The 26665-nt window shown below is 60.5% G+C and carries 20 protein-coding genes and 1 pseudogene; 8 read left to right on the plus strand and 13 right to left on the minus strand.

What is annotated here, in order from left to right:
* Window positions 1-17 precede the first annotated feature (17 nt).
* A complete protein-coding gene (gene argC, locus REH59_RS12090) occupies window positions 18-959 on the minus strand; it encodes an N-acetyl-gamma-glutamyl-phosphate reductase (RefSeq protein WP_014860043.1) in 942 nt (313 codons plus the stop codon).
* Window positions 960-1115: 156 nt separating this feature from the next.
* Here argC and REH59_RS12095 point away from each other — a divergent pair, with 156 nt between their 5' ends.
* Window positions 1116-1994: a LysR family transcriptional regulator gene (locus REH59_RS12095; RefSeq protein ID WP_003256039.1), complete on the plus strand. Its 879-nt coding sequence runs from the start codon at window positions 1116-1118 to the stop codon at window positions 1992-1994.
* 66 nt (window positions 1995-2060) lie between these two features.
* Here REH59_RS12095 and REH59_RS12100 read toward each other — a convergent pair whose 3' ends face one another.
* Window positions 2061-2711 carry a TIGR04211 family SH3 domain-containing protein gene (locus REH59_RS12100; protein WP_014860045.1) on the minus strand — a complete coding sequence of 217 codons (651 nt, stop codon included), beginning with the start codon at window positions 2709-2711 and terminating at the stop codon, window positions 2061-2063.
* Window positions 2712-2982: 271 nt separating this feature from the next.
* On the opposite strand from REH59_RS12100, the gene REH59_RS12105 reads away from it, so the two are divergent.
* Window positions 2983-4326: an OprD family porin gene (locus REH59_RS12105; protein ID WP_014860046.1), complete on the plus strand. Its 1344-nt coding sequence runs from the start codon at window positions 2983-2985 to the stop codon at window positions 4324-4326.
* 185 nt (window positions 4327-4511) lie between these two features.
* On the plus strand, window positions 4512-4991 hold the full coding sequence (locus tag REH59_RS12110) for a VOC family protein (protein WP_014860047.1): 480 nt from the start codon (window positions 4512-4514) through the stop codon (window positions 4989-4991).
* 80 nt (window positions 4992-5071) lie between these two features.
* Here REH59_RS12110 and REH59_RS12115 read toward each other — a convergent pair whose 3' ends face one another.
* Complete coding sequence (locus REH59_RS12115; RefSeq protein WP_003256034.1) at window positions 5072-6817, minus strand: BCCT family transporter; 1746 nt, start codon at window positions 6815-6817, stop codon at window positions 5072-5074.
* 315 nt (window positions 6818-7132) lie between these two features.
* Here REH59_RS12115 and REH59_RS12120 point away from each other — a divergent pair, with 315 nt between their 5' ends.
* From REH59_RS12120 to REH59_RS12135, 4 genes are all read left to right on the plus strand, one after another.
* On the plus strand, window positions 7133-7450 hold the full coding sequence (locus tag REH59_RS12120) for a hypothetical protein (RefSeq protein WP_003256033.1): 318 nt from the start codon (window positions 7133-7135) through the stop codon (window positions 7448-7450).
* Between the two features lie 8 nt (window positions 7451-7458).
* Window positions 7459-7659 carry a DUF1289 domain-containing protein gene (locus REH59_RS12125; protein ID WP_003256032.1) on the plus strand — a complete coding sequence of 67 codons (201 nt, stop codon included), beginning with the start codon at window positions 7459-7461 and terminating at the stop codon, window positions 7657-7659.
* A gap of 49 nt (window positions 7660-7708) precedes the next feature.
* Window positions 7709-8350, plus strand: a complete 642-nt coding sequence (locus REH59_RS12130; protein ID WP_003256031.1) for a LysE family translocator — start codon at window positions 7709-7711, stop codon at window positions 8348-8350.
* Window positions 8351-8557: 207 nt separating this feature from the next.
* The gene (locus REH59_RS12135) at window positions 8558-9346 is read left to right on the plus strand and encodes a substrate-binding periplasmic protein (protein ID WP_003256028.1); all 789 of its coding nucleotides are present in this window, start codon (window positions 8558-8560) and stop codon (window positions 9344-9346) included.
* Window positions 9347-9415: 69 nt separating this feature from the next.
* Here the strand turns inward: REH59_RS12135 and REH59_RS12140 are convergent, their stop codons facing one another.
* Genes REH59_RS12140 through REH59_RS12150 form a run of 3 tightly spaced genes read right to left on the minus strand, consistent with a single transcriptional unit; the run spans window position 9416 to window position 13488 of the window.
* Complete coding sequence (locus REH59_RS12140; protein ID WP_003256026.1) at window positions 9416-10759, minus strand: c-type cytochrome; 1344 nt, start codon at window positions 10757-10759, stop codon at window positions 9416-9418.
* 18 nt (window positions 10760-10777) lie between these two features.
* Window positions 10778-13033, minus strand: a complete 2256-nt coding sequence (locus tag REH59_RS12145; RefSeq protein WP_014860048.1) for a xanthine dehydrogenase family protein molybdopterin-binding subunit — start codon at window positions 13031-13033, stop codon at window positions 10778-10780.
* Window positions 13033-13488: a (2Fe-2S)-binding protein gene (locus tag REH59_RS12150; RefSeq protein ID WP_003256023.1), complete on the minus strand. Its 456-nt coding sequence runs from the start codon at window positions 13486-13488 to the stop codon at window positions 13033-13035. The genes REH59_RS12145 and REH59_RS12150 overlap by 1 nt, the downstream gene beginning before the upstream one ends.
* A 270-nt stretch (window positions 13489-13758) precedes the next feature.
* Here REH59_RS12150 and REH59_RS12155 point away from each other — a divergent pair, with 270 nt between their 5' ends.
* Entirely contained in the window at window positions 13759-15945 is a 2187-nt protein-coding gene (locus tag REH59_RS12155; protein WP_012052024.1) for an OsmC domain/YcaO domain-containing protein, read from the plus strand.
* A gap of 207 nt (window positions 15946-16152) precedes the next feature.
* On the opposite strand, the gene REH59_RS12160 is transcribed toward REH59_RS12155, so the two are convergent.
* The 7 genes and pseudogenes from REH59_RS12160 to REH59_RS12190 all read right to left on the minus strand — a co-directional run bounded on the left by REH59_RS12160 (window position 16153) and on the right by REH59_RS12190 (window position 26618).
* The gene (locus REH59_RS12160; RefSeq protein ID WP_128573638.1) at window positions 16153-17031 is read right to left on the minus strand and encodes a DUF6708 domain-containing protein; all 879 of its coding nucleotides are present in this window, start codon (window positions 17029-17031) and stop codon (window positions 16153-16155) included.
* Window positions 17032-17180: 149 nt separating this feature from the next.
* A complete protein-coding gene (locus REH59_RS12165; RefSeq protein WP_167551133.1) occupies window positions 17181-18077 on the minus strand; it encodes a DUF6708 domain-containing protein in 897 nt (298 codons plus the stop codon).
* A gap of 4 nt (window positions 18078-18081) precedes the next feature.
* A pseudogene (locus REH59_RS12170) lies at window positions 18082-19548 on the minus strand (T6SS effector BTH_I2691 family protein); the annotation flags it as partial.
* Window positions 19549-19647: 99 nt separating this feature from the next.
* Window positions 19648-20544, minus strand: a complete 897-nt coding sequence (locus REH59_RS12175) for a DUF6708 domain-containing protein (RefSeq protein WP_128573640.1) — start codon at window positions 20542-20544, stop codon at window positions 19648-19650.
* Window positions 20544-23537, minus strand: coding sequence for a T6SS effector BTH_I2691 family protein (locus REH59_RS12180; RefSeq protein ID WP_265536639.1), 2994 nt, complete (start codon window positions 23535-23537; stop codon window positions 20544-20546). Before REH59_RS12180 ends, REH59_RS12175 begins: the two co-directional genes overlap by 1 nt.
* Entirely contained in the window at window positions 23530-24453 is a 924-nt protein-coding gene (locus tag REH59_RS12185) for a DUF4123 domain-containing protein (RefSeq protein ID WP_014861428.1), read from the minus strand. Before REH59_RS12185 ends, REH59_RS12180 begins: the two co-directional genes overlap by 8 nt.
* A complete protein-coding gene (locus REH59_RS12190; protein WP_320450574.1) occupies window positions 24450-26618 on the minus strand; it encodes a type VI secretion system Vgr family protein in 2169 nt (722 codons plus the stop codon). The genes REH59_RS12185 and REH59_RS12190 overlap by 4 nt, the downstream gene beginning before the upstream one ends.
* Between the last annotated feature and the right edge of the window lie 47 nt (window positions 26619-26665).

Below are 26665 nucleotides of genomic sequence, written 5' to 3' on the forward strand. Positions count from 1 at the left end.
TAACTGGTTTTGCCGCATCAGCCGTGTGCCTGTAAGGCACCGAGCATCAGGTCGAGGTTTTGCACGGCAGCACCAGAGGCACCTTTGCCCAGGTTGTCGAACACTGCGGTGAGCAGTACCTGGCCATGCTCGGGGTTGGCGTACAGCGCCAGGCGCAGGTCATTGCTGCCGTTCAATGCCTCGGGGTCGAGGTTTGCCGCAGCGCCGCCCTGATGCAGAGGCATCACCTGAACATGGCGGGCACCCTGGTAATGCCGTTCCAGGCAGCCTTGCAGCTGCGCGGCGCTGACCTGTCCAGGCAGCAGGCGAAGCTGCAGCGGAATGCTCAGCACGATGCCTTGGCGGTAGGCGCCATAGCCGGGCATGAACATCGGCCGCGCCGACAACCCCGCGTGCTGCTGGATCTCCGGTACGTGCTTGTGCGCCAGCTCCAGGCCATACAGCTGTAGCGCCGGCGCTTTGGCGGCGCCGGGCTGTTCGTGCCGCTCGACCGCCGCGCGACCACCGCCGGAGTAGCCAGACACGGCGTGGATGTTCAGGGGGTAGTCCGCAGGCAGCAAGCCAGCCTTGACCAGTGGGTGCAGCAGCGCGATGGCGCCGGTGGGATAGCAGCCGGGATTGCTGACACGCGTGCTTTGCGCGATGCGCTCGGCTTGCTGTTCGTCAAGCTCCGGCAGGCCATACACCCAGCCTGGTGTGGTGCGGTGCGCCGAGCTGGCGTCGATCACCCGCACCTGTGGGTTGTGGATTGCGGCCACGGCCTCGCGGGCGGCGTCGTCGGGCAGGCACAGCAGGGCGATGTCGGCGCTGTTGATCGCTTCGCGGCGGCGTTGCGGGTCCTTGCGCTCGGCCTCGGGGAGGGTCAGCAGGCGAAGATCGCTACGGCCCTGCAGGCGGGCATGGATCTGCAGGCCTGTGGTGCCTTGGTCGCCGTCGATGAAAACAACAGGGGTGTGCATGCTCGGGGTCCGGTTGGGGAAAGATAGCCTATGCTCGCCCGTAGCGTTGGTAATGAAAATTTGAATATGATGATCGATACATTCAGGTTTTCTGAATCAGTTTTGAAACCCGTGGTGAACCTGTGGGTTTACCCGCAAAAGGGCCGGCTCTGAACAATGCGCGAAATCAGCCTCGACCGCCTCCGCACATTGGTGGTCATCACCGACCTGGGCTCCTTTGCCGAGGCCGCCCGCCAGCTTAACCTGGCGCCGCCCACCATCAGCTTGCACGTGGCCGAGTTGGAGGCGCGTATCGGCGCCCCGTTGCTCACCCGCACCCGCGGCCAGGTGCGGCCTACCGTCATCGGTGAAACACTGCTGGGGCGTGCCCGACGCCTGCTGGCGGACGCTGACTTGGCGCTGGACGAAGTACGCCGGCAGGTCGAAGGGTTGACCGGGCGTGTGCGGCTGGGCGCCTCCACCGGTGCCATCGCCCATTTGCTGCCGCAGGCGCTGGCGCGCCTGCGTGTGGAGCACCCGGGGATCGATGTGCAGGTCCAGGTGCTGACCTCCCAGGCGTCGCTCGCGCGCTTGCGTGAGGGCACACTGGATATCGGCCTTGTGGCCTTGCCGCAGGTGGCCGGCAAAGGGCTGACGGTTACCCCCTGGCGGCGCGACCCGATCCTGGCGTATGTGCCGGCCGACTGGCAGCCACCGGCCAGGATCACCCCGGCCTGGCTGGCGCAACGGGCGTTGATTCTCAACGACAGCACCACCCAGCTGTCGCGGGTTACCGGCGAATGGTTTGCAGCGGCGGGGTTGTACCCCGAACCACGGATCGAGCTGAACTACAACGATGCGATCAAAAGCCTGGTCGGCGCCGGGTATGGAGCGACCTTGTTGCCGCAGGAGGGGGAGGCGACCGAACTGGACCGGCGCATTGCCCGCCGACCGCTGCGGCCGGGGTTGTGGCGGCAGCTGGGTATTGCGTGTCGGGAAGGGCAGGTGGAGCGGGCCACGGGGTATGTGCTGGAGGCGCTGGAACGGTTGCTGTAGGGGCGATTGCGCTGCGGCAAGACCTGTGGCAGGTACGCACGTTCCAGCCCCGACGCCTTGCCAAACTCAGAACCAGCGATCGTTCTTCTTGCGCCCACGGGTCAGTGCCGGCAGGATCAGCCCCGCCAGCAAGCCTGCACCGGCAATGCTACCGCCATACACCATGTAGCGCATCATCACCTGCTTGTTCTCATCCCCCAGGCGGGCCTGGGTATCGCGCAGGTCCGATTGGCTCTGATCGAGCTGCTCGTTCAGTGCCTTGTTGCGTGCCTCCAACTCGTCAATCAGTTGCTTGCGCGAATCAAGCGTTTCCTGCATGCCCTGTACGCGGTTCTTCCAGCTGTCGTCGATGGTCTTCAACTGCCCGGTCAGTTCGGCGACCTGGGCATCGAGCAATGGCAGGCGCTCGTTCTGCCCGGGCACTGTCTGCAGGTCGTTGCTGAGGATCCACACCACATCGCCGTTCTGCCCGCGCACCTGGCTGTAATTGCCCTGGCTGCCGAGCAGGGTCAGCTTCTGCCCGGACTTGAGCGTGCCGACAATGCGGTGCCCGTCGGTCGGGCCGCTGCGCACGTAGGTGCTCAGGCTGTCACTGACCCAGCGTGCGTCGCTGGCAGGCTCTTCGGCGTGCACGGGGGCGGCCAGGCCCACCAGGGCGGCAATCAGGCCGATGCGCAGGGCAGGGAGGGCGGAAGCATTTGGGCGGGAATCGGGCATGTTGGGTCTTCGCTGAAACAGGACAAAAAGTAGGCCCGGTGACTGGGCCGATGAACCGGTCGGTGAGTTGACCGTCAGCGAAAGACCGTTTTTTTGTCAGCAGGTTCACTGCCTAGTGTCGGAAATGTCTGCAGAATGTTGCAGTGCCCGCCCCAGAGCGCTGCGTTGCCGATGACGCAATTGTAATGCGCCGATCACCTTGGCGTTATCTGCCGGCCGTCAATCTTGGCCCGCCGACATAACAACAAATGCGACGTTCAAGGAGCATCGGATGACGTGCAGATCACCCCTGACACTGGCTGCTTGCCTGGCGCTGGCCGGCGTTGGCAGCCAGGTTGTTGCTGCAGAAAAAAGTGCGGATGGCTTCATGGAGGGCAGCACCCTCAGCGTGCTTAACCGCAACTTCTACTTCAACCGCGATAATCGCGATTCTGTGGCCCCCACACACAACCCGAGCAAACAACCTGACAACGGCTACTCCGAGGCCTGGGGGCATGCCGTGATTACCCGATTCGAGTCGGGCTTCACCCAGGGCATCGTAGGTGTTGGCCTGGATGCGTTTGCCATGCTTGGCCTTAAGCTCGACACGGGCGGCGGCCGCAACGGCGGGCGCAGTTCTTTCGACGTATTGCCGGTTGACCGCGACGGCCAGGCACGTGACGAATACACCAAGGTGGGGGGCGCGGCCAAGCTACGACTGTTCGACACGGTACTGAAGGTGGGTGATGTGTTCCCGGCCAACCCGGTGGTGGCGGCTGGCGACTCGCGGCTGCTGCCGGAAAGCTTCCGTGGGGTGACCCTGGAGAACACCAGCATCCAGGACCTCACCCTGCAAGCCGGGCGCCTGCATGCCATGAGCCAGCCGATGTCCAGCGACCTGCGGGAGAACTTCGTGACCTTTTATGGCGGCCCGGTCGATTCGCCCTGGATCGCCTATGGTGGGGGGGACTACAGCCTCAATGAGCATGTCAGCGTCAGCCTGTTCAGTAGCCGGCTCAAGGACGCGTGGAACCAGTACTACGCCGGCACCAGCCTGAGCTGGCCACTGAGCGAGGCGCTGGCGCTGATTGGCGGTTTCAACTATTACAAGGCTGTGGATGAAGGGCAGCAGCGCCTGGGCGCCTTTGACAACGACATCTGGAGCGCCAAGCTGGGTGTGCGCTTTGGTGCTCACACCCTGGCCCTGACGCACCAGCGCAACAACGGCGACGACGACTTCGACTACCTGCGTCAGTCCGACTCGATCTTCCTCGACAACTCCATCCAGTACAGCGACTTCAACGCGCCCAAGGAGCGTTCGTGGATGCTGCGTTATGACCTGAACATGGCTGCCTACGGCGTACCCGGGTTGTCGTTCATGACACGCTACGGCAAGGGTACCGATGCTGACTACTCCAATGCCAACGCCACCTACATGCGCCGTGACGTTGCGGGCAACCCGCTGACCGACCAGAAACGCTGGGAGCGTGACATCGAGGTGAAGTATGTGGTGCAGACGGGCGCGGCCAAGGACCTGTCGTTGCGGGTTCGCCAGGCCACCACCCGGGCCACGGCGTTCGAGTCGGACCTGGACGAAGTGCGGCTGATCGTGGAGTACCCGTTGTCGATTCTGTGATTCCACCTTGGCAACCTTGTTGCTCCTTTGGTTTGGGTGGATTTTCTGGCGCTCCGCTTGGGGCGCTTTTTTTATCGGCTTGATCGCCTATCAAACCTGCATTTGCATCAGGTGGTCAGGTGCTACCGGTACGCCGGGGCTATGGGGCTAGACTCAAGGCTCACCTTCGATCTTGGAGCAAGACCATGACTGCCAAGAACACCGTCTGCCTGTGGTATGACCACGCTGCCGAAGAGGCGGCGAACTTCTATGCCCGAACTTTCCCCGATAGCCGGGTGGTCGCTGTGCACCAGGCACCCGCCGATTACCCTTCAGGCAAGCAGGGCGATGTGATCACCGTGGAATTCACGGTAATGGGTATCCCGTGCGTGGGGCTCAATGGTGGATCGGCCTTCAAGCACTGTGAGGCATTTTCGTTCCAGGTCAGTACCGTGGACCAGGCAGAGACCGACCGCTTGTGGGAGGCCATTGTCGGCAACGACGGCGAGGCCAGCGTTTGCGGCTGGTGCAAGGACAAATGGGGGATTTCGTGGCAGATCACTCCACGCATCCTCATCGAAGCCATCGGCCATTCCGACCGTGCGGCGGCCAAGCGTGCGTTCGAGGCCATGATGCAGATGGGCAAGATTGATGTGGCGAAGATAGCGGCGGCGCTAAAAGGTTGAAGCGGGTCTGTGTTTCAGCAGGCGCGGCCTCGAATCGCGAACGGGCTGCGTGGCAGCCCGTGGTTTTCGGGTTGGCGCCGTCAGTTGCTGGTTACTTCGGCCTCTGCCGCTGTCTTGGCCGATGCCTTCTTCTCCTGCACCACAATGTAGAACTCCTCCCCATGCTTCACCGCCCCATACAGTACGGCCTTCTCGATCAGCTCGTTGCCGCGCAGGTGGCGCAGCATCATCGGGTCCTTGCGCAGGTCGCGGTACAGCGCCAGGCATAGCAGCACCATCACCACCACGAATGGCAAGGCCACGACGATGGTCAGGTTCTGCAGCCCGGTCAGCGCCTCGCCAGGGTTGCCTGGGTCGCCGATCGCCAGCATGATCGCCGCCACCGTACCAGTCAGCGTCCCCCAGAAAATCACTGTGCGTCGCGATGGCGCGGTGGTGCCGTGTTCCGACAGCGTGCCCATCACCAGCGAAGCGGCGTCGGCGCCCGAAACAAAAAAGATGCCCACCAGGATCATCACCAGCACCGAGGTTGCCGAGGCCAGCGGGTAGCTGTCCAGCAACTGGTACAGCGCGTGGTTACTGTTGACCGCCCCGTTGGCCAGCTGGAAGGCGCCCTCGCGCACGGCCTCGATGGCGGCGCCACCGAAGATGGTGAACCACACCAGGCTGACCAGGCTTGGCACCAGCAGCACCCCGGTAACGAACTGGCGAATGGTGCGACCGCGGCTGATACGGGCGATGAACATGCCCACGAAAGGCGTCCAGGAGATCCACCAGGCCCAGTAAAACACGGTCCAGCCGGCCAGCCAGCTGTTCATCTGCTCGCCGCCGCTGGCGTTGGTGCGGGCCATCATTTCCGGCAGCATCTTGATGTAGATGCCGAGCGAGGTCGGCAGCAGGTTGAGCATCAGCAGCGTCGGCCCGACCATGAACACGAACACCGCCAGCACCAGTGCCAGCACCATGTTGGTGTTGGACAGCCACTGGATACCCTTGCCGATGCCCGACACCGCCGAGGTTACGAAGGCAATGGTCAGCAGGGTGATGATCGAGATGTAGAACAGTTTACCGGGGCTTTCGATCCAGCCGTTGTATTCCAGGCCGCCGGCAATCTGCAGCGCCCCAAGGCCCAGCGAGGCGGCCGAGCCGAACAGCGTGGCGAAGATTGCCATCATGTCGATCAGGCGGCCGAGAGGGCCGTTTGCGTGCTTGCCGATCAGTGGTCGGAAGGCGGCGGAAATCAGCTGCGAGCGGCCACGGCGGAAGGTGCCGTAGGCGATTACCAGGCCGACGATGGCGTACATGGCCCAAGGGTGCAGGGTCCAGTGGAACAAGGTGGTGGCCATTGCCACCTGCATCGCTTCGCTGGTCTGCCCGCTGGCCGAGCCGGGCGGCGGCGATATGTAGTGCGACAGCGGCTCAGCCACGCCGAAGAACATCAGGCCGATGCCCATACCGGCGCTGAACATCATTGCTACCCAGGACACCGTGCGAAATTCTGGCTGTTCGCCATCGCGGCCCAGCGGCACTCGCCCGTAACGGCTGGCGGCCAGCCACAGCACGAACACCACGAACAGGGAGGAGGTGAGCACGAAGAACCAGCCGAAATTGAGAATGACCCAGGATTGCGCGCTGGAGGCGCTGCTGGCCAGGCTGACCTGGTTGAGGAAGCCCCAGAGCACGAAGGCGATGGCCAGAAGGCTGGTGAAACCAAAGACAATCCAGTCAAGCTTGCCCTCGAAATGCCGGTCCTGGCGGGCTTCTGCGGTTTTCGAGGGGTCTGTGACGCCAAGATCGAGTGTTTCGGGGATGTGTTCCTTTGCCATGTATGATGAGGCCCCATTGTGTCTGCCTGAGCGCGCAGGCTTGTTGTTGTGTGGGCTGCCGAGCGCGATGACGGCCTCGGCGGGGTGGATTGCTGGCGGGATTATCCTGCGCAGCAAATGGCGGCTCATGTCCCCATAACGTCCTGGGGCGTCCATTACGCGACTTGGCAAATACTTTTAGTTCTGGGGGCAGTGGCCCTTTCTGCCTCGGCTTCTGGTACCCTGATGGGCATAACCCGGGCCCGCACATACGAGCATCGTAGAAGCGCTGCTGCTTGTGGGCCTGGCCGCACCAGGAAACGGAGATTCGTCATAATGGCCACTGACCGTGTGAGCCTGATTCATTTCGATAAATTGAGCATGAGCCCTGCCGCTGCCGATCGGTTCCAGAAAGCCCTCGACGCGCTGGAAGCGCTCAAGCTGCAGGACCGTTACGTGTATCTCATTGCTCCCTATCTGGGTGATATCGCTGACGCCTCCGACGCCGAGCAACTGGCCACAGCCCTCGAGCAGGGCTTGCGCGTAGTCGAAGAGTTGCTGGCAGCCAGGTCGGTAACCAAGGTCAAGGCCGAGGAAGTGCGCCAGGTGTTCCACAGCGCAGGCGAACGTGCGCGTGCAGAGCTGCCTGGCTGAGCAGTTGCATGGCCAAAGACATCGACAACCCCTGCGTCTCGTTATGCCAGCTCAACAGCGAACTGTGCGTGAGCTGCGGCCGTACCCGTGACGAAATCCGCAAGTGGCGGGGCATGAAGCGGCCCGAGAAAATGGCCACTGTGCAGCGGGCGGCGACGCGAATGAAGGCTATCGCCAAGAAGGCGGCCAAGCGGCAGAATGCCAGCTGAACCTGCGTGCAATTCACGCAGCCTTTCCTGATTGTCTGCCGAGCCTGAAATGGATTCTCACTCGCTGTTCGCGTTCACCCTGGTCGCCGCCATCGCGATCGCCAGCCCCGGCCCTGCCACCTTGATGGCTATCAACAACAGCCTTGCCCATGGCCAGCGCAGCGCGATCTGGTCGTCGCTGGGCAATGGCACGGGCCTGTTCTGCTTGTCGGCTGCGGCCATGCTGGGGCTAGGCGCACTGCTGGCCAGTTCTGAAGTACTGTTCAATGCCGTGAAGATCCTGGGGGCGGGCTACCTGTTCTACCTGGGCGTGCGACAACTGCTGAAGAAGAGCCCGATGCTGGAGCAGGGGGCCGCAGAGCGTGCGGCCAAGGTGCGACCCGCGCCGCTGAAACTGTTCAAATCGGCCTTCCTCACTGCAGTCACCAACCCCAAGGCGACCATGTTCTTTACTGCGCTGTTCCCGCAGTTCATCGACCAGGGGGCTGCGTTGTTGCCGCAGTTCCTGACCTTGACCGGGATTTTCGTGGCCTTGTCGCTCACTTCGCTGAGCGCGTATGCCGCCCTGGCTGCGCGGGCCAAAGGGGTGCTGACCCGGCCGTCGCTGTCGCGCTGGGTGAACCGGGTGGTGGGCACCACCTTTATCGGTTTCGGCGCGGCGATCCTGGCGATGCGACGGCAGGGTGCCTGAAAAGCCCACGTTGTCGCCTGCTGTGCAGGCCCTTACTGTCTGTCCTTCGGCAGATTTTTCAACTGAACGATGAAAGGCTCGTCTGCGGGTTGCTGATGGTCCAGACTGTCCACAGCGCGCAGATGATAGCTGCAGGCGACCACAGTGGGTGGCAGCCTTTGGCTATCACGCCGGGTCGCCGGGTGTTTCATGTGCCGAGGGTTGTAGATGATCGAGCGTTGCTTTCGCCACGTCTTGCTCCTGGTGTGCCTGTCACTGCTGCCCCTGGCTGCGGTGGCGGATGATGCATGCTTACGGCTGACCGCCACAGGAAATCCGGAGTACCCCCCCTACCTGTGGCGCGACCCGCTAAACCCTCAACGATTGATCGGTGCCAATGCCGACCTGCTCAAATACGTGGGCAAGCAGTTGGGGCTGGACATAGAGGTGGTTTACGCCGGGCCGTGGTCGCGAGCCCAGGAAGCCGTGCGCACTGGGCGGATCGACTTGATGGCCGGGTATTTCCTGACCGAGGCGCGCCGGCAGCATGTGGACTTCATCGCCCCGCCATTTTTGCGCACCCCCAGCGTCATCTGGGTGCGCCAGGACAATGCTTTTGCCTACCAGCAATGGGCCGACCTCAAAGGCCGCAAGGGTGGCACTCTGGTCAACAACAGCCACGGCCAGCAGTTCGATGAATACGCCCAGGCCAATCTCACCCTCGAAGCGGTGCCCAGTGCCAGGCAGGCGTTCGAGAAGCTGATGCACAAGCGCAGCGATTATGTGGTGTACGAGCAGTATCCTGGCATGGCGCTGGCACGCACATTGGGCATCGCAGCCACTGTGCAGGTGTTGCAGCCACCGGTGTCCAGCGAAGGGTTGTACCTGGCAATCTCACGTGAGTCGCCCTGCAACCGGCCACCGCTGCGTGAGGCGCTGGCGCGGGAGATGGCGAAGATCGTTGGCGGGGCCTTGCCCGAACAGTGGTTGAAACAGAATCTGGAGCGGTGGCAGTGACAGAGTGGCTCATGTGCTGCGCGGTCTTTGTTGGGGGCAGCCTCGCGTCGGTACATGTGCCACTCCAATTCAACGCATATGCAAGATGATGGGGCTGCTGCTGGCCGGGTCGGTATGCCCACGCAGCTTGCCTACCGCCTGCGCATCCACCGCACCACCCTGGTTGCCCCAGGCCGTACGCACAAAGCTGAGCACGTCGGCAATCTCCTGATCACTCAGCTGTTCGCGCAAAGCCGGCATGCGATAGGCGTCCGGCACCCCTGCAGCCACCACCCGCTGCGAACCATTGAGCGTGATATTGATTGCCGAGGCGCTCTCCTTGGCCAGTGCCGAGGTTGCCCCTGCCAAGGGCGGCATCCATTCGGCCTGGCCCTTGCCGTCCAGGCCGTGGCATGACGCACAGCGTGTCACGTAGGTGCGCGCTCCTGGGCTGTCCAACCGCGTCGCTAGCGATTCGGCCTGGTATTGCCAGGGTGCGCCGTCACGTTGAGGGTCGCCGGGCAGCGACTTCAGGTAGTGGGCGATGGCGGCCAGGTCGTCGTCACGCATGAATTGCGTGGAGTTGTTGAACGCCTCGGTCATCGAACCATATACCACTGCATGCCGGTTGCGCCCGGTCTTCAGGAACTGCGCGATCTCGGCCTCGCTCCAGCGCCCCAGCCCGGTGTTGTGGTCGGCACGCAGGCTGGGTGCATACCAGCCGTCGAGCAGTGCGCCGGACAGGAACGGCTTGCCGCTGTCATCCAGCGCCTTTTCATTGAAGGCCAGGCCGCGTGGCGTATGGCAACTGCCGCAGTGCCCGGGGCCCTGGACGATATAGGCGCCACGGTTCCACTGTGCATCCTGCCCGGCCTTGGCGGTGTAAGGCGTGGTGGCGGCGAACAGGCCGTTCCACAAGGCGATGGGCCAGCGCAGGTTCAGCGGCCAGGGGATGTCGCTGGCCAGGTTGGCCTGCCGCGCCGGTTGCACGCCGTGCATGAAGAATGCATACAGCGCCTTGACATCATCATCGCTGAGCTTGGCGTAGGACGGGTAAGGCATAGCCGGGTACAGGCGTCGGCCACCCGGCGCGACACCCTGGCGCACGGCGCGGTCGAAGTCAGCCAGGGTATAGTTACCGATACCGCTGTCGCGGTCGGGGGTGATGTTGGTGGCGTGGATTGCCCCCAGCGGGGTGGCCATTTCCAGCCCGCCGGCGAACGGTTTGCCATCCGGCAGGCTATGGCAGGCCACGCAGTCACTGAGCCGGGCTACGTATTCGCCTCGGCTGACCAGCGCCGGGTCGGCAGCAGTGGCCTGTGCATCGGCAAACGGCGATGCGGGTTCACGGGTGACATACCAGGCCAGCAGGCCCGCCGCGACCAGGCACGGCAGCGCCAGCCAGCCAGCGGTTCTTGCGAAACGATGGGTCATGAGGCGTCCCTTGTGCGATCAGCTGAAGGTGTGGCGGCTCAATGGCAAACTGCGCACGCGCTGGCCAGTGAGCTGCGCGACCGCATTGGCCACCGCCGGGGCAACGGCGGGCAGCGGTGGTTCGCCGATGCCGCCCATCTTCGCCCCGCTTTCGATGATGCGCACATGCACCCGGGCCATGCGCGAAGGCGGCAGAATCGGGTACAGGTCATAATTGCGCGCGCGCGGCTTGCCATCCACGTACACCGCTTCTTCCACCAGCGTCTGCGACAGGCCCAGGGCGACAGCGCCGTTGACCTGATGCTCGATGATCGCCGGGTTGACGATGCTGCCTGGGTCGATGGCTTGCCAGATGTCGTGCACCCTGACCTGGCCGTTGTCGATGGAAACCTCGGCAATGACCGCAGCCTCCGAGCCGAACGGTGAGGCCATGGCCACGCCGCGTGCGCGCTTGCTGCCATCCTCGGCGGTGAACGGTCCGCGCTTCCAGCCGCCGGACAAGTCGGCCACTGCGTTCAGCAGGTTGGTCAGTCTCGGGTTGTCGCGCAGCAGGTGCAGGCGCAGTTCAAACGGGTCCTTGCCACCTTTGTCAGCCAGTTCGTCCAGGAATGATTCGTAGAAGAAGTCGTTCAGCGAGTTACCTACCGAGCGCCAGTAACCGAGCATGGCCGGGCCTTTGACATAGATCTGGGCAATGCGCTTGTTGGCGATGGCGTAGGACTTGCCTGACAGCCCCTCAAGCGCGGTCGGGTCGATCTTCTCCCCTTGTTTTCCAGCAAGGGCCTCGGTTGGGCCCTCGGTGGCGCTGACCGCTTCGAGCGCCACTGGCATACCGTCTGCGTCCAGCCCGGCGCGGAACTTCACCACTGCGACGGGGCGCAGTACATCGCGCAAAAACTCCTCCTCGCGGCTCCAGATAAGCTTCACGGGCCGGCCAACCGCTTTGGCCAGGGCAATGGCCTGCGGGTAGGGGTTGGCAGAGTCGTACAGGAAGTGGCGGCCAAAGAAGCCGCCCAGCAGCGGCGAGTGCAGGTTGATTTGTGCAGGCTCCAGGCCGGTGCGTCTGGCAATGTCGTCACGGAACATGTCCGGGGCCTGGTTGGGCAGCCAGACGTCGAGGCTGCCGTCCGGGTTGAAGCGGGCGAGGGCGGACGGTGGCTCCAGCTGGGCATGGTTCAGGTACTGGTTGTGGTAGCTGGCCTCGACCTGGGTCTTGGCGTTGGCCAAGGCGCCGGCAATATCCCCTTCGTTCTCTTCATCACGGGATGGCCCTTGCACCGTCGCGAGGTGTTCGCGCCAGGCGTCGCTGGAAAAATCGGCCGGCATCGGTCGCACTTTGCTGTCGGCGGCCGGTTCTTTCCAGTCCACCTGAATCGCTTCCACTGCACGCTTGGCGTGCCACCAGCGCTCGGCGACCACGGCCACGGCGCCTGGCAGCTGATGCACAGAATGTACGCCTTTCATGGCCTTGACCTGGTCTTCGTTGCGCAGGCTGCCAACCGTCATGCCCAGGCGCGGCGCATGTTGCACGGCAGCGTGGAGCATGCCGTCGACTTTGATGTCGATGCAGTACTGGGCCTTGCCGGTGGACTTGTCGTAGGCATCCAGGCGGCGTACGGGCTTTCCAATCCAGCGAAACTGGCTGGGGTCGCGCAGCTTGACGCTGGCCGGGTCGGGCACCGGCAGGTCCATGGCGCGACCGGCCAGCTCACCGTAGGGTACGGAACGTCCGGTCGTGGTATGTACTACGTTACCCGGCGTGGTTGAAAGCTCATCGACCGGTACACCCAGGTGTTCGGCGCCCGCCTGCAGCAGCATGCCCCGAGCGAGCGCGCCCAGGCGGCGCATGGTCGGGTAGCTCATGCGTACCGACATGCTGCCACCGGTGATGCGCATGCCGTTCTCCATCACCACGTAGGCTTCGCCCGGTGGCGCGCTATCGACCACGAAATGGGCCGGGTCGACATCCAGCTCTTCACCCACAATCTGCGCCATGGCGGTGAAAGGGCCTTGTCCGCCTTCCATGAAGGGGCTCAGCAGGCGCACCGTGCCGTCCGGGCGAATCTCCAGAAATGCAGGCACCTGGGTGCCGCGTTCCGCGGTTGCCGCAGCGGCGGCGGCTGCCTGCACGCGGGCCGAGCCCATGGGCAGGCCGAAACCTAGCACCAGGGCACCGACTGCGGTGCCGGCAAGAAAGCGCCGACGTGACAGGTTGACCGTTTCGCCCCGCTGCAGCCTGAGCAGTTCGGCGGGTGTATCGACTGGCGTGTTCATCAGGCCTGCTCCCCCTGGGCCAGGTCATGCACGGCGGCATGGATGGCGTTGTAGGTGCCGCAGCGGCACAGGTTGACCATGGCTGCATCGATCTGCGCATCGCTGGGTTTGGGCGTGTGCTTGAGCAGCGCCGTGGCTGCCATGACCTGGCCAGACTGGCAATAGCCGCATTGAGCCACCTGGTGCTCGACCCAGGCGGCGACCACCCGTTTGCCGACGGGGTCGGCTTCGATCGCCTCGATGGTGGTGACCTCACGCCCCACCACACCGGCCACCGGGGTAACGCAGGCGCGCACCACATTGCCGTCCACCAGCACCGAACAGGCGCCGCACTGGGCCAAGCCGCAGCCATACTTGGTGCCGGTCAGCCCCAAGTCATCGCGGATTACCCACAGCAGGGGCGTGTCGGCGTCCGCCTCGACCTGATAGGTCTTCTGGTTGATGCGTAGTTCCATGGTTTCACCTGCCCGTCACGGTTGTTGTCGCTGTGTTTTATCTGCATGGGGAATACGTTGTCCCCCGGTGCAGAAACGCTAGCACAGCAGGATGACCGCTGGTCTGGTGGCGGGGGTGGCTTCAGAGGATCAGGCAAGTAATCCGGCGGAATACGCAAGCCAGCTTCGAAAAATCAAGCCTGCAGTCGGCGTTGAACAGGACTTGCGCAACGAAAACCCGGATAATGCCGGCCAATTTCGTTTTGCACGCTTAAATCACGGTAATCCCGCATGGAAATCAAGGTCAATTTTCTCGACAATCTCCGTCTCGAAGCCAAATTCGATGACTTCACGGTGATCGCCGACCAACCTATCCGCTACAAAGGCGATGGTTCGGCCCCCGGCCCGTTCGACTATTTCCTGGCGTCTTCGGCCTTGTGCGCGGCTTACTTCGTCAAGCTGTACTGCCAGACCCGCGATATCCCCACCGAAAATATCCGCCTGTCGCAGAACAACATCGTCGACCCGGAAAACCGCTACAACCAGATCTTCAAGATCCAGGTCGAACTGCCCGAAGACATCTCCGACAAGGACCGTCAAGGCATCCTGCGCTCCATCGACCGCTGCACGGTAAAAAAGGTGGTGCAGACCGGCCCTGAGTTCGTGATCGAGGTGGTCGACAACCTCGATGCCGATGCCCAGGGGCTGCTGATGCCGGTGTCGGACACCAGCACCTATATCCCCGGCAAGGACCTGCCGCTGGAGCAGACCATTGCCAACATGTCGGGCATCCTCGCCGGGCTGGGGATGAAGATCGAGATCGCCTCGTGGCGCAACATTGTCCCCAACGTCTGGTCGCTGCACGTACGCGATGCGCAGTCACCCATGTGCTTTACCAACGGTAAAGGCGCCACCAAGGAGGCTGCGCTGGCCTCGGCGCTGGGCGAGTTCATCGAGCGCCTCAACTGCAACTTCTTCTACAACGACCAGTTCTGGGGCGAAGACCTGGCCAACGCCCCGTTCGTGCACTACCCGAACGAGCAGTGGTTCAAGCCGGGCCCGCGCGACGCGTTGCCGGCCGAGATCCTCGATGAGCACTGCCTGGCGATCTACAACCCTGACGGGGAGCTGCGTGGTTCGCACCTGTATGACACCAACTCGGGTAACACGGCGCGGGGCATCTGTTCGCTGCCGTTCGTGCGCCAGTCCGACCAGCAGGTGGTGTACTTCCCGTCCAACCTGATCGAAAACCTGTTCCTCAGCAATGGCATGAGCGCGGGCAACACCTTGGCCGAGGCGCAGGTGCAGTGCCTGTCGGAAATCTTCGAGCGGGCAGTGAAGCGCGAAATCCTCGAGGGCGAGTTGTGCCTGCCGGACGTGCCGCAAGAGGTGCTGGCCAAATACCCGGCGATCGTCGCCGGCATCCAGGGCCTGGAAGAGCAGGGCTTCCCGGTGCTGGTCAAGGATGCGTCGCTGGGGGGCGAGTTCCCGGTCATGTGCGTGACCTTGATGAACCCGCGCACGGGTGGCGTGTTTGCCTCGTTCGGTGCCCACCCGAGCCTGGAAGTGGCGCTGGAGCGCAGCCTCACCGAGCTGCTGCAGGGCCGCAGCTTCGAAGGCCTGAACGACCTGCCGCAACCCACCTTCGAAAGCCATGCACTGACTGAGCCGAACAACTTCGTCGAGCATTTCATCGACTCCAGCGGCGTGGTGTCGTGGCGCTTCTTCAGCGCCAAGGCCGACTTCGAATTCGTCGAGTGGGACTTCTCCGGGCACGGCGAGGACTCCAACCAGCAGGAGGCCGCGACCCTGTTCGGCATCCTCGAAGACCTGGGCAAGGAAGTGTACATGGCGGTATACGACAACCTTGGCGCCACCGCGTGCCGCATACTGGTGCCGGGCTATTCGGAAATCTACCCGGTCGAGGACCTGATCTGGGACAACACCAACCGCGCCTTGTCGTTCCGTGCAGACATCCTCAACCTGCACAGCCTCGACAGCCGCTCGCTCAAGCTGCTGCTCAAGCGCCTGGACAATTGCGATGTGGATGACTACACCACCATCACCACGCTGATCGGCGTGGAGTTCGATGAAAACACAGTGTGGGGCCAACTGACCATTCTGGAGCTGAAGCTGCTGATTTGCCTGGCGGTACAGCGTTTTGAGGACGCCAAGGAACTGGTTGAGGCATTCTTGCAGTTCAACGACAACACCGTAGACCGCGGCCTGTTCTACCAGGCGCTGAACGTGGTGCTGGAAGTGCAGTTGGATGACGAACTGGAGATGGATGACTACGAAGCCAACTTCCGCCGTATGTTCGGCAATGCGCGCATGGACGCGGTATTGGGTTCGGTGGACGGCAGTGTGCGCTTCCATGGCCTGACCCCGACCAGCATGAAGCTCGAAGGCCTTGATCGCCACCTGCGCCTGATCGACAGCTACAAGAAACTGCACGCGGCCCGGGCCAAGTTCGCCTGACAGGCACTGCGCCCAATCATCGCCGGCAACCCAGCGCCACAGGTATTGCACCTCTTGAGATTTGTGCCGAACCTGTGGACGCTGGGTTGCCTGCGATAAGTCAGGCGCCGTCCTACAGCCCTTTGATCTGGGCGCCATCCCCATTCTGTCTTGCCGCGTTGCTATCCAGGCGCTTAGCGTTCTCTTCCTATCCACTTCAGGTGGTGACTATTCGGGCTTAGCAGGCCCCCCTTCGAAAGCCTCCGCCGGTGGTGGCGCTGCACGGACATTGAAAAGCTTGCAGACACAGTACCAACAGAGGGCGACGGTCAGGTTGTAGGGAAACAGCACGGCCCAGAACGGCAATTGCCAGTTCTTTTTGCCCTGCATTTCACCGGGCTCACCGGTTCGCCAAGGGGCGTAGTGGCGCCAGGCTTCTGCCGGGGTCAGGCAGATGGCGTGCAGTGGCTTGTGCCACCAGTTGGGTTCACCGGGCGGGGGGAGTTTGTCCGGGCCGTGATCCATGAAGTGGCGCAGGTATTCCCACACTTCGGCGACATGTTTGACGCCGGGTTCGGTGGGTTCGTTGCTGTCCACCCACAGGCAGTCTTTTTGGTGCAGGCTGCCGTCTTCCCGGCGGGGGGCGAAGGCGAGGGCATAACTGGTGCTGAATGATGAACCGCCGTATTCGGTGCGTTTGAAGATGCCACCTCCGGTGTTAGCCCATTCGAATACGAGTACCTTGCTCAAACGTTGGTAATAGATTTTTTGGGTTGACCGATTGAAGCAGAAACTTGATAAGCGTTTTATGAAATATATTCGATAAATAAGGAAAGGAAGGAAGGTGAAGGGGGCGAGTGTGAAGCCGGACATTAATATGGGGTTGGAATTAAAGTAGCCCAGGAATTCTCGACCAAATAGATTTGGGTATAAGCCGATTATTAATGATAGAGTCATTGTGCAGTACAGTTTCCCCATGAATACAGAATCTGATACCCAAGGATTTCGCAGGCATAAAGTGTTTTTTGATAAGTTTGATACTTGCCCGCCAATAGCGGGCTTATGCCCTGAAACTGACGTTGAATTGAATATCCAGATGGTTGCCATGATCAGCGCTCCAGAGGAAAAATTGACAGGGTCTCAGCCATGGCCGGGAAGTCGCGGGTGCCTGGCACGTTGGTGTAGTGCACCGTCAGGATGGGGACGCGTGAACTGCAGACAGGGCCTGGAGGTAGCGCTGCTGACGGAGGTGTCGCTCATGTACGCTTCCTTTTTTGGGTTGAATGCGCTGGGGCCTCCTCAAATGCTTCGGGTGGCGGTGGCGCTGCTCGGACGTTGAACAGGCGGCAGATGCCATACCAGCAGAGGGCGACGGAGAGGTTGTAGGGAAACAGCACGGCCCAGAACGGCAATTGCCAGTTCTTTTTGCCCTGCATTTCACCGGGCTCGCCGGTTCGCCAAGGGGCATAGTGGCGCCAGGCTTCTGCCGGGGTCAGGCAGATGGCGTGGAGTGGCTTGTGCCACCAGTTGGGTTCACCGGGCGGGGGGAGTTTGTCCGGGCCGTGGTCCATGAAGTGGCGCAGGTATTCCCACACTTCGGCGACATGTTTGACGCCGGGTTCGGTGGGTTCGTTGCTGTCCACCCACAGACAGTCTTTTTGGTGCAGGCTGCCGTCTTCCCGGCGGGGGGCGAAGGCGAGGGCATAGCTGGTGGTGAAGGAGGAACCACTGAATTCTGTGCGACTGAAAAGACCGCCTGCGACTTGGCTCCAGTCAAATATTATGAGTTTTTTGAATCGATTATAGTAGATTTTCTTTGTGTGTCGATTTAAATATATGTTCGATAAGTTTTTTATGAAAAGTATTCTGTAGGCTAAGAATGGGGTAAAAATAAAGGGGAGTGAGATCAGGATGGCAATGAAAATGTCGCCGCCGTTGATTGAGTAGTCTATATTTTCGTTAATAAGATTGTAACATGAGAGTATCCAGGCAAATAGAAACATGGCAGTGTAGATTTTTCCCATGAATACAGAGTCGGACACCCAAGGGTTTTGCAGGCATAAGTGTGAACTGGTTGTTTGAATAAGTTGTCCGGAAATTTTTGGCTTGAATCCTGAATTGTGGGCTTGATTAAAAAACCAGATAGTCGCCATAGGTTTAGCGTTCCAGATGAATAGTGGTAGTAGAAGGGGTGTCGTCATCCAGTCCTTGGTTGGCATAGTAATTAATCGTTAGCGTGGCAGACCTGATTTGTCTAGCATCAGCTTTGTAATGAAGTAATAAGCCTGCTGGGGTGATATGGCAGTCAGGGGTTATTTGGAGTGGGGTTGTCTGCCTGTCGAGATTCTGGCTCACTAAACTCCCTGACCATTCGCTTTGACCTAATCCGAATTCTGGTAAAAGTATAGTTAGCTCGAGTGTTGCGTTTTGTTTAATGACCTGGGTATGGATAATTATTGCCCAGTCAGGTGTTGGCCATTTGTTATTTATATCCAAATGTGTCGTTAGGGCGCCTAAGCCGAGCTGCTCAGAATACGGTGCCAACAATGCTTTCGGTGAGAGAAATTCAATCTGCCATGACTTGATTTCTTCGTGGATGTGGCGAAAGGGTGGCAATTTTTTATCAAAGTCTAACTCTATATTCTCCCGTATTTCTCCATCATTTTCCCTTGTCCCGAATATGCTTCTGCTGGCCCATAATTCTAAAGGGCTGTGAAGGCGGGAGTGAGCTTTTGAGTAGAGGAATAGACCTCCACCGATCAAAGTTGCTCCGATCAAGGCGATTCCAGCTGCTGTCCAGCCTGCAAAAGGAATGAGGACTGTCGTGCCCGCGATGGCAAGGCTTCCTTCTAGAACAAGAATCGAACCTAAAGCAGTAGTCGCGCTGGCGGCCGCTGTATATAAGCCTGGAATAAGATTGCCGTTCTGCCATTGACGTACTGCCTTAAAGATATCTGAGGAAAACCCAATTATTATCGCCGGGTAGCCTGATGCCCGCGCGAAAAGATTACTCGTCAGAAAGTTGATGATGCCGTTACCAAAGGCCATGCCTGGCGCCGTTGAGATCCACTTCAACATCATGGCCTTTTGCGTCGCCCGCACGCTGACCAATGTCGCCGCCGCTGCACCGATCACCCCGAAAACAGATGAAGCGAACCCCAGGGTGTATTCCGGTGCATCGCTCTTTTGCAAGCTGTTGTAGGCCGTCTTGAGCGATAAGATATTGAACCACAGCATCCCCGCGTTTAAACCACCACCACCGCCCGAGGTGAGCAGCCCCAGAAAGTTAGGTTTCGCACGCGCAGTGGTGGTCAGCTCGATGGACACCGTGCGGCTACCCGAAATGCGCAACGCTTTCATCTCTTCAACCTGCGCCATGCCGCTCTTCAAATACCGCTGTACCTCCTGGCTAAAGGGATTTTCCGTAATGGCCTGTTCGGTGATTCGATAGCGCGCCGCCAACAACCCCAGCGCTTTCTCGGCATTGGCCTCGCGCGCTGCCAGCAACACTTGCTGGCGCAGGCCATGGCTGGCATCCCAACGGGTTTGGCCACGCAGGCGCTTGAGCACCACGGCATTGACCGACTGGGCGGTGAGGTCGGTGATGTCAGCCATGGCCGGGAAGTCACGGGTGCCTGGCACGTTGGTGTAGTGCACCGTCAGGATGGGGACGCGTGAACTGCAGGCAGGGCCTGGAGGTCGCGCTGCTGACGGAGGTGTCGCTCATGTACGCTTCCTTTTTTGGGTTGAATGCGCTGGGGCCTCTTCAAATGCTTCGGGTGGCGGTGGCGCTGCTCGGACGTTGAACAGGCGGCAGATGCCATACCAGCAGAGGGCGACGGAGAGGTTGTAGGGAAACAGCACGGCCCAGAACGGCAATTGCCAGTTCTTTTTGCCCTGCATTTCACCGGGCTCGCCGGTTCGCCAGGGGGCGTAGTGGCGCCAGGCTTCTGCCGGTGTCAGGCAGATGGCGTGGAGTGGCTTGTGCCACCAGTTGGGTTCACCGGGCGGGGGGAGTTTGTCCGGGCCGTGGTCCATGAAGTGGCGCAGGTATTCCCACACTTCGGCCACATGCTTGACGCCGGGTTCGGTGGGTTCGTTGCTGTCGACCCAGAGGCAGTCTTTTTTGTGGAGGCTACCGTCCTTCCTAGGCGGGGCAAAGGCAAGTGCATAGCTAGTGCTGATGGATGAACCACCGAACTCTGTGCGCTTAAATACCCCTCCCTTGATATTGGTCCAATCGAACGAGATAAGCTTTTTGTTACGTTGATATAGGATTTTTCCAGTTGCGCGATTGAGGTAGATGTTTGAAAGATTTTTTATGAAGAATATCCTGTAGGCGATGAATGGTGTAAATATTAGTGGTGCAACAATGTATTGTGCGAGTGAGTGAAGGTCCGCTAGCGCGGACTTTCTAAAATCCGCATCTATGATATCCGGGTAGATATAAGCTGCTAACCCGAATGTCATGGCGGTATATAGTTTTCCCATGAATACGGAGTCGGATACCCATGGGTTCACGAGGGATAAGTGATGTTTGTTTATGGTTGATAGTTGGCTTGAGATATGTGGAGTGAACTGAGAGCGTGCGGAGGGTGTGAAAATCCATGAAATGGCCATTATCGTTCCCCAAGCTTGAAGGTCTGGGAGGAGCCTGCTTGTTCATCTAAGCCTAGATTTGGCAGATATTTGATGTTCAGTTTAATGTGGCGGTGGTTTCGAATTTGATTCTTGAAGTGGAGTATCAGTCCTCCCCTGATTTCATAGCAGTCTGGTGTGGCTGGGAATACAGATATGCCATTGTTCTCGAGTTGGCTACTAAGGCTGGCTTGCCATTCGCTCTGGCCCAATAGAAACCCTCGTAGGAGGACTGTAAATTCAGCAGTGGGGGGGATGCTAGAAACTTGATTGTGTGTGATAGCAGTCCAGTTCGGAGTAGTCCATGTGTTTAAGTCAGTCCATTTGCTGTCCAGATGCCCTAGGTCAAACAGTTTTGTCTCTTTTTTTGAAAGCAGCGAGGGTGAGTAAAATACCTGATGCCAAGCGTTGATTTCGTCTTTAATGTTGACGAAGTTTGGAAGTTTCTTGTCGGTATCTAAAATTATGTCTGGTCGGCTTTCGCCGTCATTGAGACGGTTCCCAAATATACTTCGACTGGCCCATAGCTCTATAGGGTTGTGAAGGTGTTCGGTGGCTTTCGCATGGAGGTAGATGCCTCCAGCTATGATCGCAGTACCTAATAGGACTACTGCAGCTGCAGTCCACCCTGCAAAAGGGATAAGTGTTGTGGCGCCTGCAATAGCTAATCCACCTTCTAATACCAAGACGGAGCCTATTGCGACCGCGCCCCCACCATAGAAAGTTAAATCAGAAGCGGCAGTATTACCGTGCATCTTCTGCCTTTGGGATTTTTTATAGTCAGAGGCGAATCCTAGGAAAATAGCCGGGTAGCCGGACAACCTTGCGAACAAATTGCTTCCTAGGAGCTTGATTAGACCGTTACCAAAGGCCATGCCCGGCGCTGTGGCACTTAGTCTCAGCATGACGGCCTTTTGCGTCGCCCGTACGCTGACCAACGTCGCCGCCGCTGCACCAATCACCCCGAAAACAGATGAAGCGAACCCCAGGGTGTATTCCGGTGCGTCGCTCTTTTGCAGGCTGTTGTAAGCCGTCTTGAGCGATAAGATGTTGAACCACAGCATCCCCGCGTTTAAACCACCCCCACCGCCGGAAGTGAGCAACCCAAGGAAGTTGGGTTTCACGCGCGCAGTGGTGGTCAGCTCGATGGATACCGTGCGGCTTCCTGATATGCGCAACGCTTTCATCTCTTCAACCTGCGCCATGCCGCTCTTCAAATACCGCTGCACCTCCTGGCTAAAGGGATTTTCCGTAACGGCCTGCTCGGTGATGCGATAGCGCGCCGCCAACAACCCCAGCGCTTTCTCGGCATTGGCCTCGCGCGCTGCCAGCAACACTTGCTGGCGCAGGCCATGGCTGGCATCCCAACGGGTCTGGCCACGCAGGCGCTTGAGCACCACGGTATTGACCGACTGGGCGGTGAGGTCGGTGATGTCAGCCATGGCCGGGAAGCGACCGGCCAGCCCTTCGATCACGTTGTCGCTGGCGCCGAACATGGAGCCGATCGAATCGGCTTTATCCTTGAATGGGTTGAACGGCGCCAAGGCGGTGTAAAGCGGGCTGTCGTGCTGGTCCAGCCATTGCTCCAGGCGTTTGAAACGCCGGTCATGATCTTCGGTGCCAGGTGTCGGCTGGCCCATCGGGTGGATCAGCAACGCCAGTGAGATTTCCAGACCGCGGGCGGAGGTGCGTTCGTCGCGGTCGTAACAGGCCAGTGCCGCAGCCAGGCTGTAGGGATTATCAATGTGTTGGGATTCGGCCGTCGCCAGCCAGGCGTCATGATCGTTGCTGGCTTGCAAGGCCAGGTTGCGCAGGGCGGCAATCCGTCGTTCCAGCGCGTCGCGTTCGGCGAGGAAGCGCCGGTATTTGTCGACATCGAGGCGCTGTGCCAGGCGCGCGCCATTGGGGGAGTAATCTTCATGGGTGAGGGCCTGGAAATGGGACTCGGCCGGCGACAGGGCAGGCCCCCGGCGTGACGTGCCCAGCCTGAACGCGGCCAGTTCCGGTGAAGGTGCATCCGCCGGGTACAGGCTTTCCAGCGTCTTGTTCAGCAGCATGGCGACCAGGTTGCGATGGTGAAAGTCCCGGCTCTGCGGGCTGAGCTGTTCGGCATCCAGCCGGTAGCATGCCGGCACGCGCTCCTGCTCGGGAGGTTGGGCGGGTTTTGTGTGCTCCAGTTGCTCGGCCGGCATCAGGTCACGCAGTTGATGCTGGTAGGCCGAGACCGACAGGCTCAGGTCCAGGGCCATGCCTTCGGCGTCGGCGAGCGCCACCACCACTGGCACTTTCGGCTGGGTCCAGGGGTAGTGGCGGGCGATGGCATTGAGGTTGCCGATGGGCAAGGTTTCGGTGATCGGGTCGCTGCTCCAGGTCAGTGGCATGCGCCGCTCGGTTGGCTTGAAGTCTTCGACCCAGGTTTGCAGGGCACTGACTGGCAACACATGGGGCTGGGTGGACGGCGCCTGGTTGCCGCTCACCAGCTCGGCCATGTCCAGCTGGCGCATGTGCCGTTTGCGCAGGGCTGCCGAACCGGTGATACGGGCGGTGATGGCGTTGGTCCACAGGTGCGGGCTGTAGCCGATCCACACTTCCTCTGCGGTGTCCTGGCAGGTGTCGGCCCACACCCAGCCGGTGCTCTGGCCGGACAGGTAGCGCTCACGGCGGTGGTAGCCCTCCAGCCCTTGGTAGCGCAGCTCCTTGTAGAGGCCCGCGCCGACGTGCTCATGAATGACCAGCTTTTCGCCCAGAGGGCCTTTCATGAACACGTAGACATAGCCTGGGCGCAAAGCGCGGAGGGTGTAGGCCGAGTGCTGCAGCGTGGGGAAGCCTTGTTCCAGGTTGAAGCCTGCATCGGCATAGCGGCAGGCGGGGGCGTCCGCGGTGCGGGGCACGATGGCGTAGCGCAATGGCAGGATGGGCACGCGTGCGCTGCAGGCAGGGCCGGAGGTGGCGCTACTGACGGAGGCGTTAGTCATGGGCAGGCTCCTTGCTTTCGACCAGTGCCTGGAGCTCGCGAAGGCGGGCCTGGGGCGACTCTTCGAGGTTGGTGTAGATTTTTCCCGCCTTGTCATTGCTCATCAGCCACATGTGCCCGGCTATCAGCCGAATGAATTGGCCCGCAACTTCCTCGCTCCGGAAATTGAGGGCTGTCAGTTGCGGCAGGAGTGTTTCTATCCATAGGCGTATGTCCGCCAAGGTATGGTTGGCATGGGGCGGCATGGCCAAGACCTCATGAGCCAATGAGAGGACAAAGTGCTCGTGCATGCCTGCTTGCAGCCGATCAAGTTCAAGCTGCTGGAGGGTCAAAGGCAGTTCTGATTTTGAGCGGGCAGCAATCGGCTTGTTTTCGTGTGTTTTCCACTCATGAGCCGGCCCCCAGTTGGCTCGCCATGCCAACCGAGACACCGGGCCAAGCCAGGCCTTGCGATGGTCGTCGTCCAGCGCATTCAGCCAGGCTGCAAGATGGTCCGGTGTGACATGGTGAGTGGCAACGCTCTGGTCAGGGAGCACGACCTGCACCAGGCTGGTGAAGTGGTCTGCCAGCGCTGCCAGGCCAACCTCGGCATCCAGCGCGATGGCTCCACCGATAGGCATCCAGGTCGTGATTGCATGGGCAAGCAGCTCGTGAGCGTCTGCAACGTCCACCAGCAAAGGCCCAAACTCATGACGGTCATCCAGGGCGCTGTTCTTCCATAACCATGCCTTTTGAGTATTCCGGCTGACAGCGTTGATAAGGTCGAGTACCGATGGGGCATAAGCAGGAACCAGTTCACCTTCCTGCGGGATGGGCCGATAGGCCCAGTACTCGATTGCTCTGGTCATGAGCAGCAGAAAGCGGCAGTTGTGAGCGAAGTCTTCGCTGCGCGGAGCAGCTGATGACGGTGTAGTCATTGGACTGGCCCTCGGACACAGCGGCAATCGGGCAGGGGGCAGGAACCATCAGGGCGGCGCCCACACAAGCGCTCCAGAGGCTTGCCGGTGTTCGGGGCACTGCTGATGGAAAAGGGGCTTGTCGTCCCATTTGCCGACTTGAGCATCTGGCCGGTGATGCGAATCGTCGGGCTGTCCAGGGTGATGCCTGTTTCGTCGATTCGAATGGAGCCCCCAGGGCCTTGGATGACCACGGCTTCCGATGCTCGAAGTTCATAACGGCGAGTACGTCTGCGGATATCCCCACGGGCTTCCAGCTCGGCATGCCCTTCGACCCGTTGCTCGAAGTTGCCACCGATACGGGTGTGGTGATTGGCGGCGATCTGGTCGTGACGGTGATTGCCGATGTTTTCGACACGGTCCTTGGCGATCCTGATCGTGTGGTTTCTGCCGATGTCGAGCGCGGCGTCCTGCCCGATGGTGATGTGCTCGTCATTGCCAACCGTTTCCGTACGGTCGTGGCCGATCAGGATCGATTCGTCGTGATCGACCTGCTCTTTGCGGTCATTGCCGACCTGCGTAGTCTCATCGTGCTTGACCACATTGTTCTGGTCCCTCTGGGCATGAATGAACACTTCCTCCTGGCCCAGTTCGTCCTCGAAGCGCAGCTCGTTGAAGCCATCGCCCTTGTGGGTCTGGCTCTTGATGGTCATGCGGGTCTTGTGACGGGGAAGGTCGTACGGTGGCAGCTGGTTACCGCAGTAAGTACGGCCGGTGATCATCGGCTGATCGGGGTCGCCGTTGACGTAGTGGATGATCACGTCCTGGCCAATCCGTGGGATGGCCATCGAGCCCCAGCTGCCGCCGGCCCAGCCTTGGGATACGCGTACCCAGCAGGAACTGAACGCGTTGTCCTGGCTTTCTCTGTCCCAGGGGAAGCTGACCTTGACCCGGCCCCATTCGTCGCAGTAGATCTCTTCACCGGGCGGCCCCACCACGGTGGCCATGTGCGGGCCGTCAACGCGTGGTTTGGGCAACGGGGCTGGGCGCCACTCGGCTCTGCCTGGCACCAGTACCGCCTTTTGCTCGTAACGTGTGCCCTGGTCGGCCCCGGCAGCTTCTTCCTGCAGGCTGGTGAACTGGCTGCCTTCGTGGCGAACCGTGCTGACCCGCCAATGCACATTCAGGTCTTCGCGCGGGTGGCCTGTCAGGGTGAAGCTCAGGCCTGGTTGCAAGCGCACATCGTCGCCTTGCACTTGGGCAATACGCACGTCATGGCGCAAGCCGGTGATGCGGTTTTCGGTGAACGGCTTGCCAACGGCATCGCGTTTGTAACGGCCGGGGTAGTCGAAGCACTCATAGTCCGTGGACTGGTGCTCAAGATACGGGCCCGAGGCCCTGTGTTCCTGACGATAGGCCGGGTGGGTGAAGGTGTAGTCGCGTTGAACCTGCCGTGCAGTACGCACCTGTTCGCTGTAGCGCAAGCGCCGTAGGCACGGTTGAGGCTGGTCGCCGCCGTGGTTGGAATGGTACAGCACGGTGTCTGGGGCTGACGGTTCACGCTCACGGTAGAAGCCTTCGGCGTCGTCCTCGTGTTTGATGACACCGTGACTTATCAGACCGAGTGACTGCAGTCTGTCGGTGATGATCAGCTTATGGCGTTTTTCATTGTGCTCGAAGCGGTAGACAAAGCCTTCTTCGGCCGCCAGGCGGGCGATGAAGTCGAGGTCGGTTTCGCCGGCCTGAACGCAGAATTCGCGCACCTGGTGGTCCAGGCTGGCGCGTAGTGCGTACTGGTCGATGCCCTGGCGCTTGAGCATCAGTTCAAGAATTTGCGGCACGGTCTTCTGCTGGAAGATGCGCCAGTTCGAACGCAGGCTGGCACGGGCCAGCTGTGGCTCGATCAGCGCGTCATAGTAGGTGCGGTAGAAGCCACTTTCCGCTTGGCTGAAACGACTGACCAGACCGTGCACGTAGCGTACTGGGCGTCCGCCTTCCCAGATGGTGAAGAGCACCGGTTTGTCGAGCAGGTGGCCGAAGTCGATATCGTTCTCGAAGCTGATCAATTTCAGCTCCAGTTCGAAGGGTGTGCTGATCCCTTCTCGTAGTTCGAACGACACCACTTCGAACTCAGCGTTGCCAACGAGTGCCTCAAAGCTGTAGCGCAAATCAGATTGGCTAGGCATAAAAGATCCTTGTCCGCCGTCTGAATCAACACAAAGCCCGGGCGGGC

Source organism: Pseudomonas sp. BO3-4 (assembly GCF_034044115.1).
GTDB lineage: Bacteria > Pseudomonadota > Gammaproteobacteria > Pseudomonadales > Pseudomonadaceae > Aquipseudomonas > Aquipseudomonas alloputida.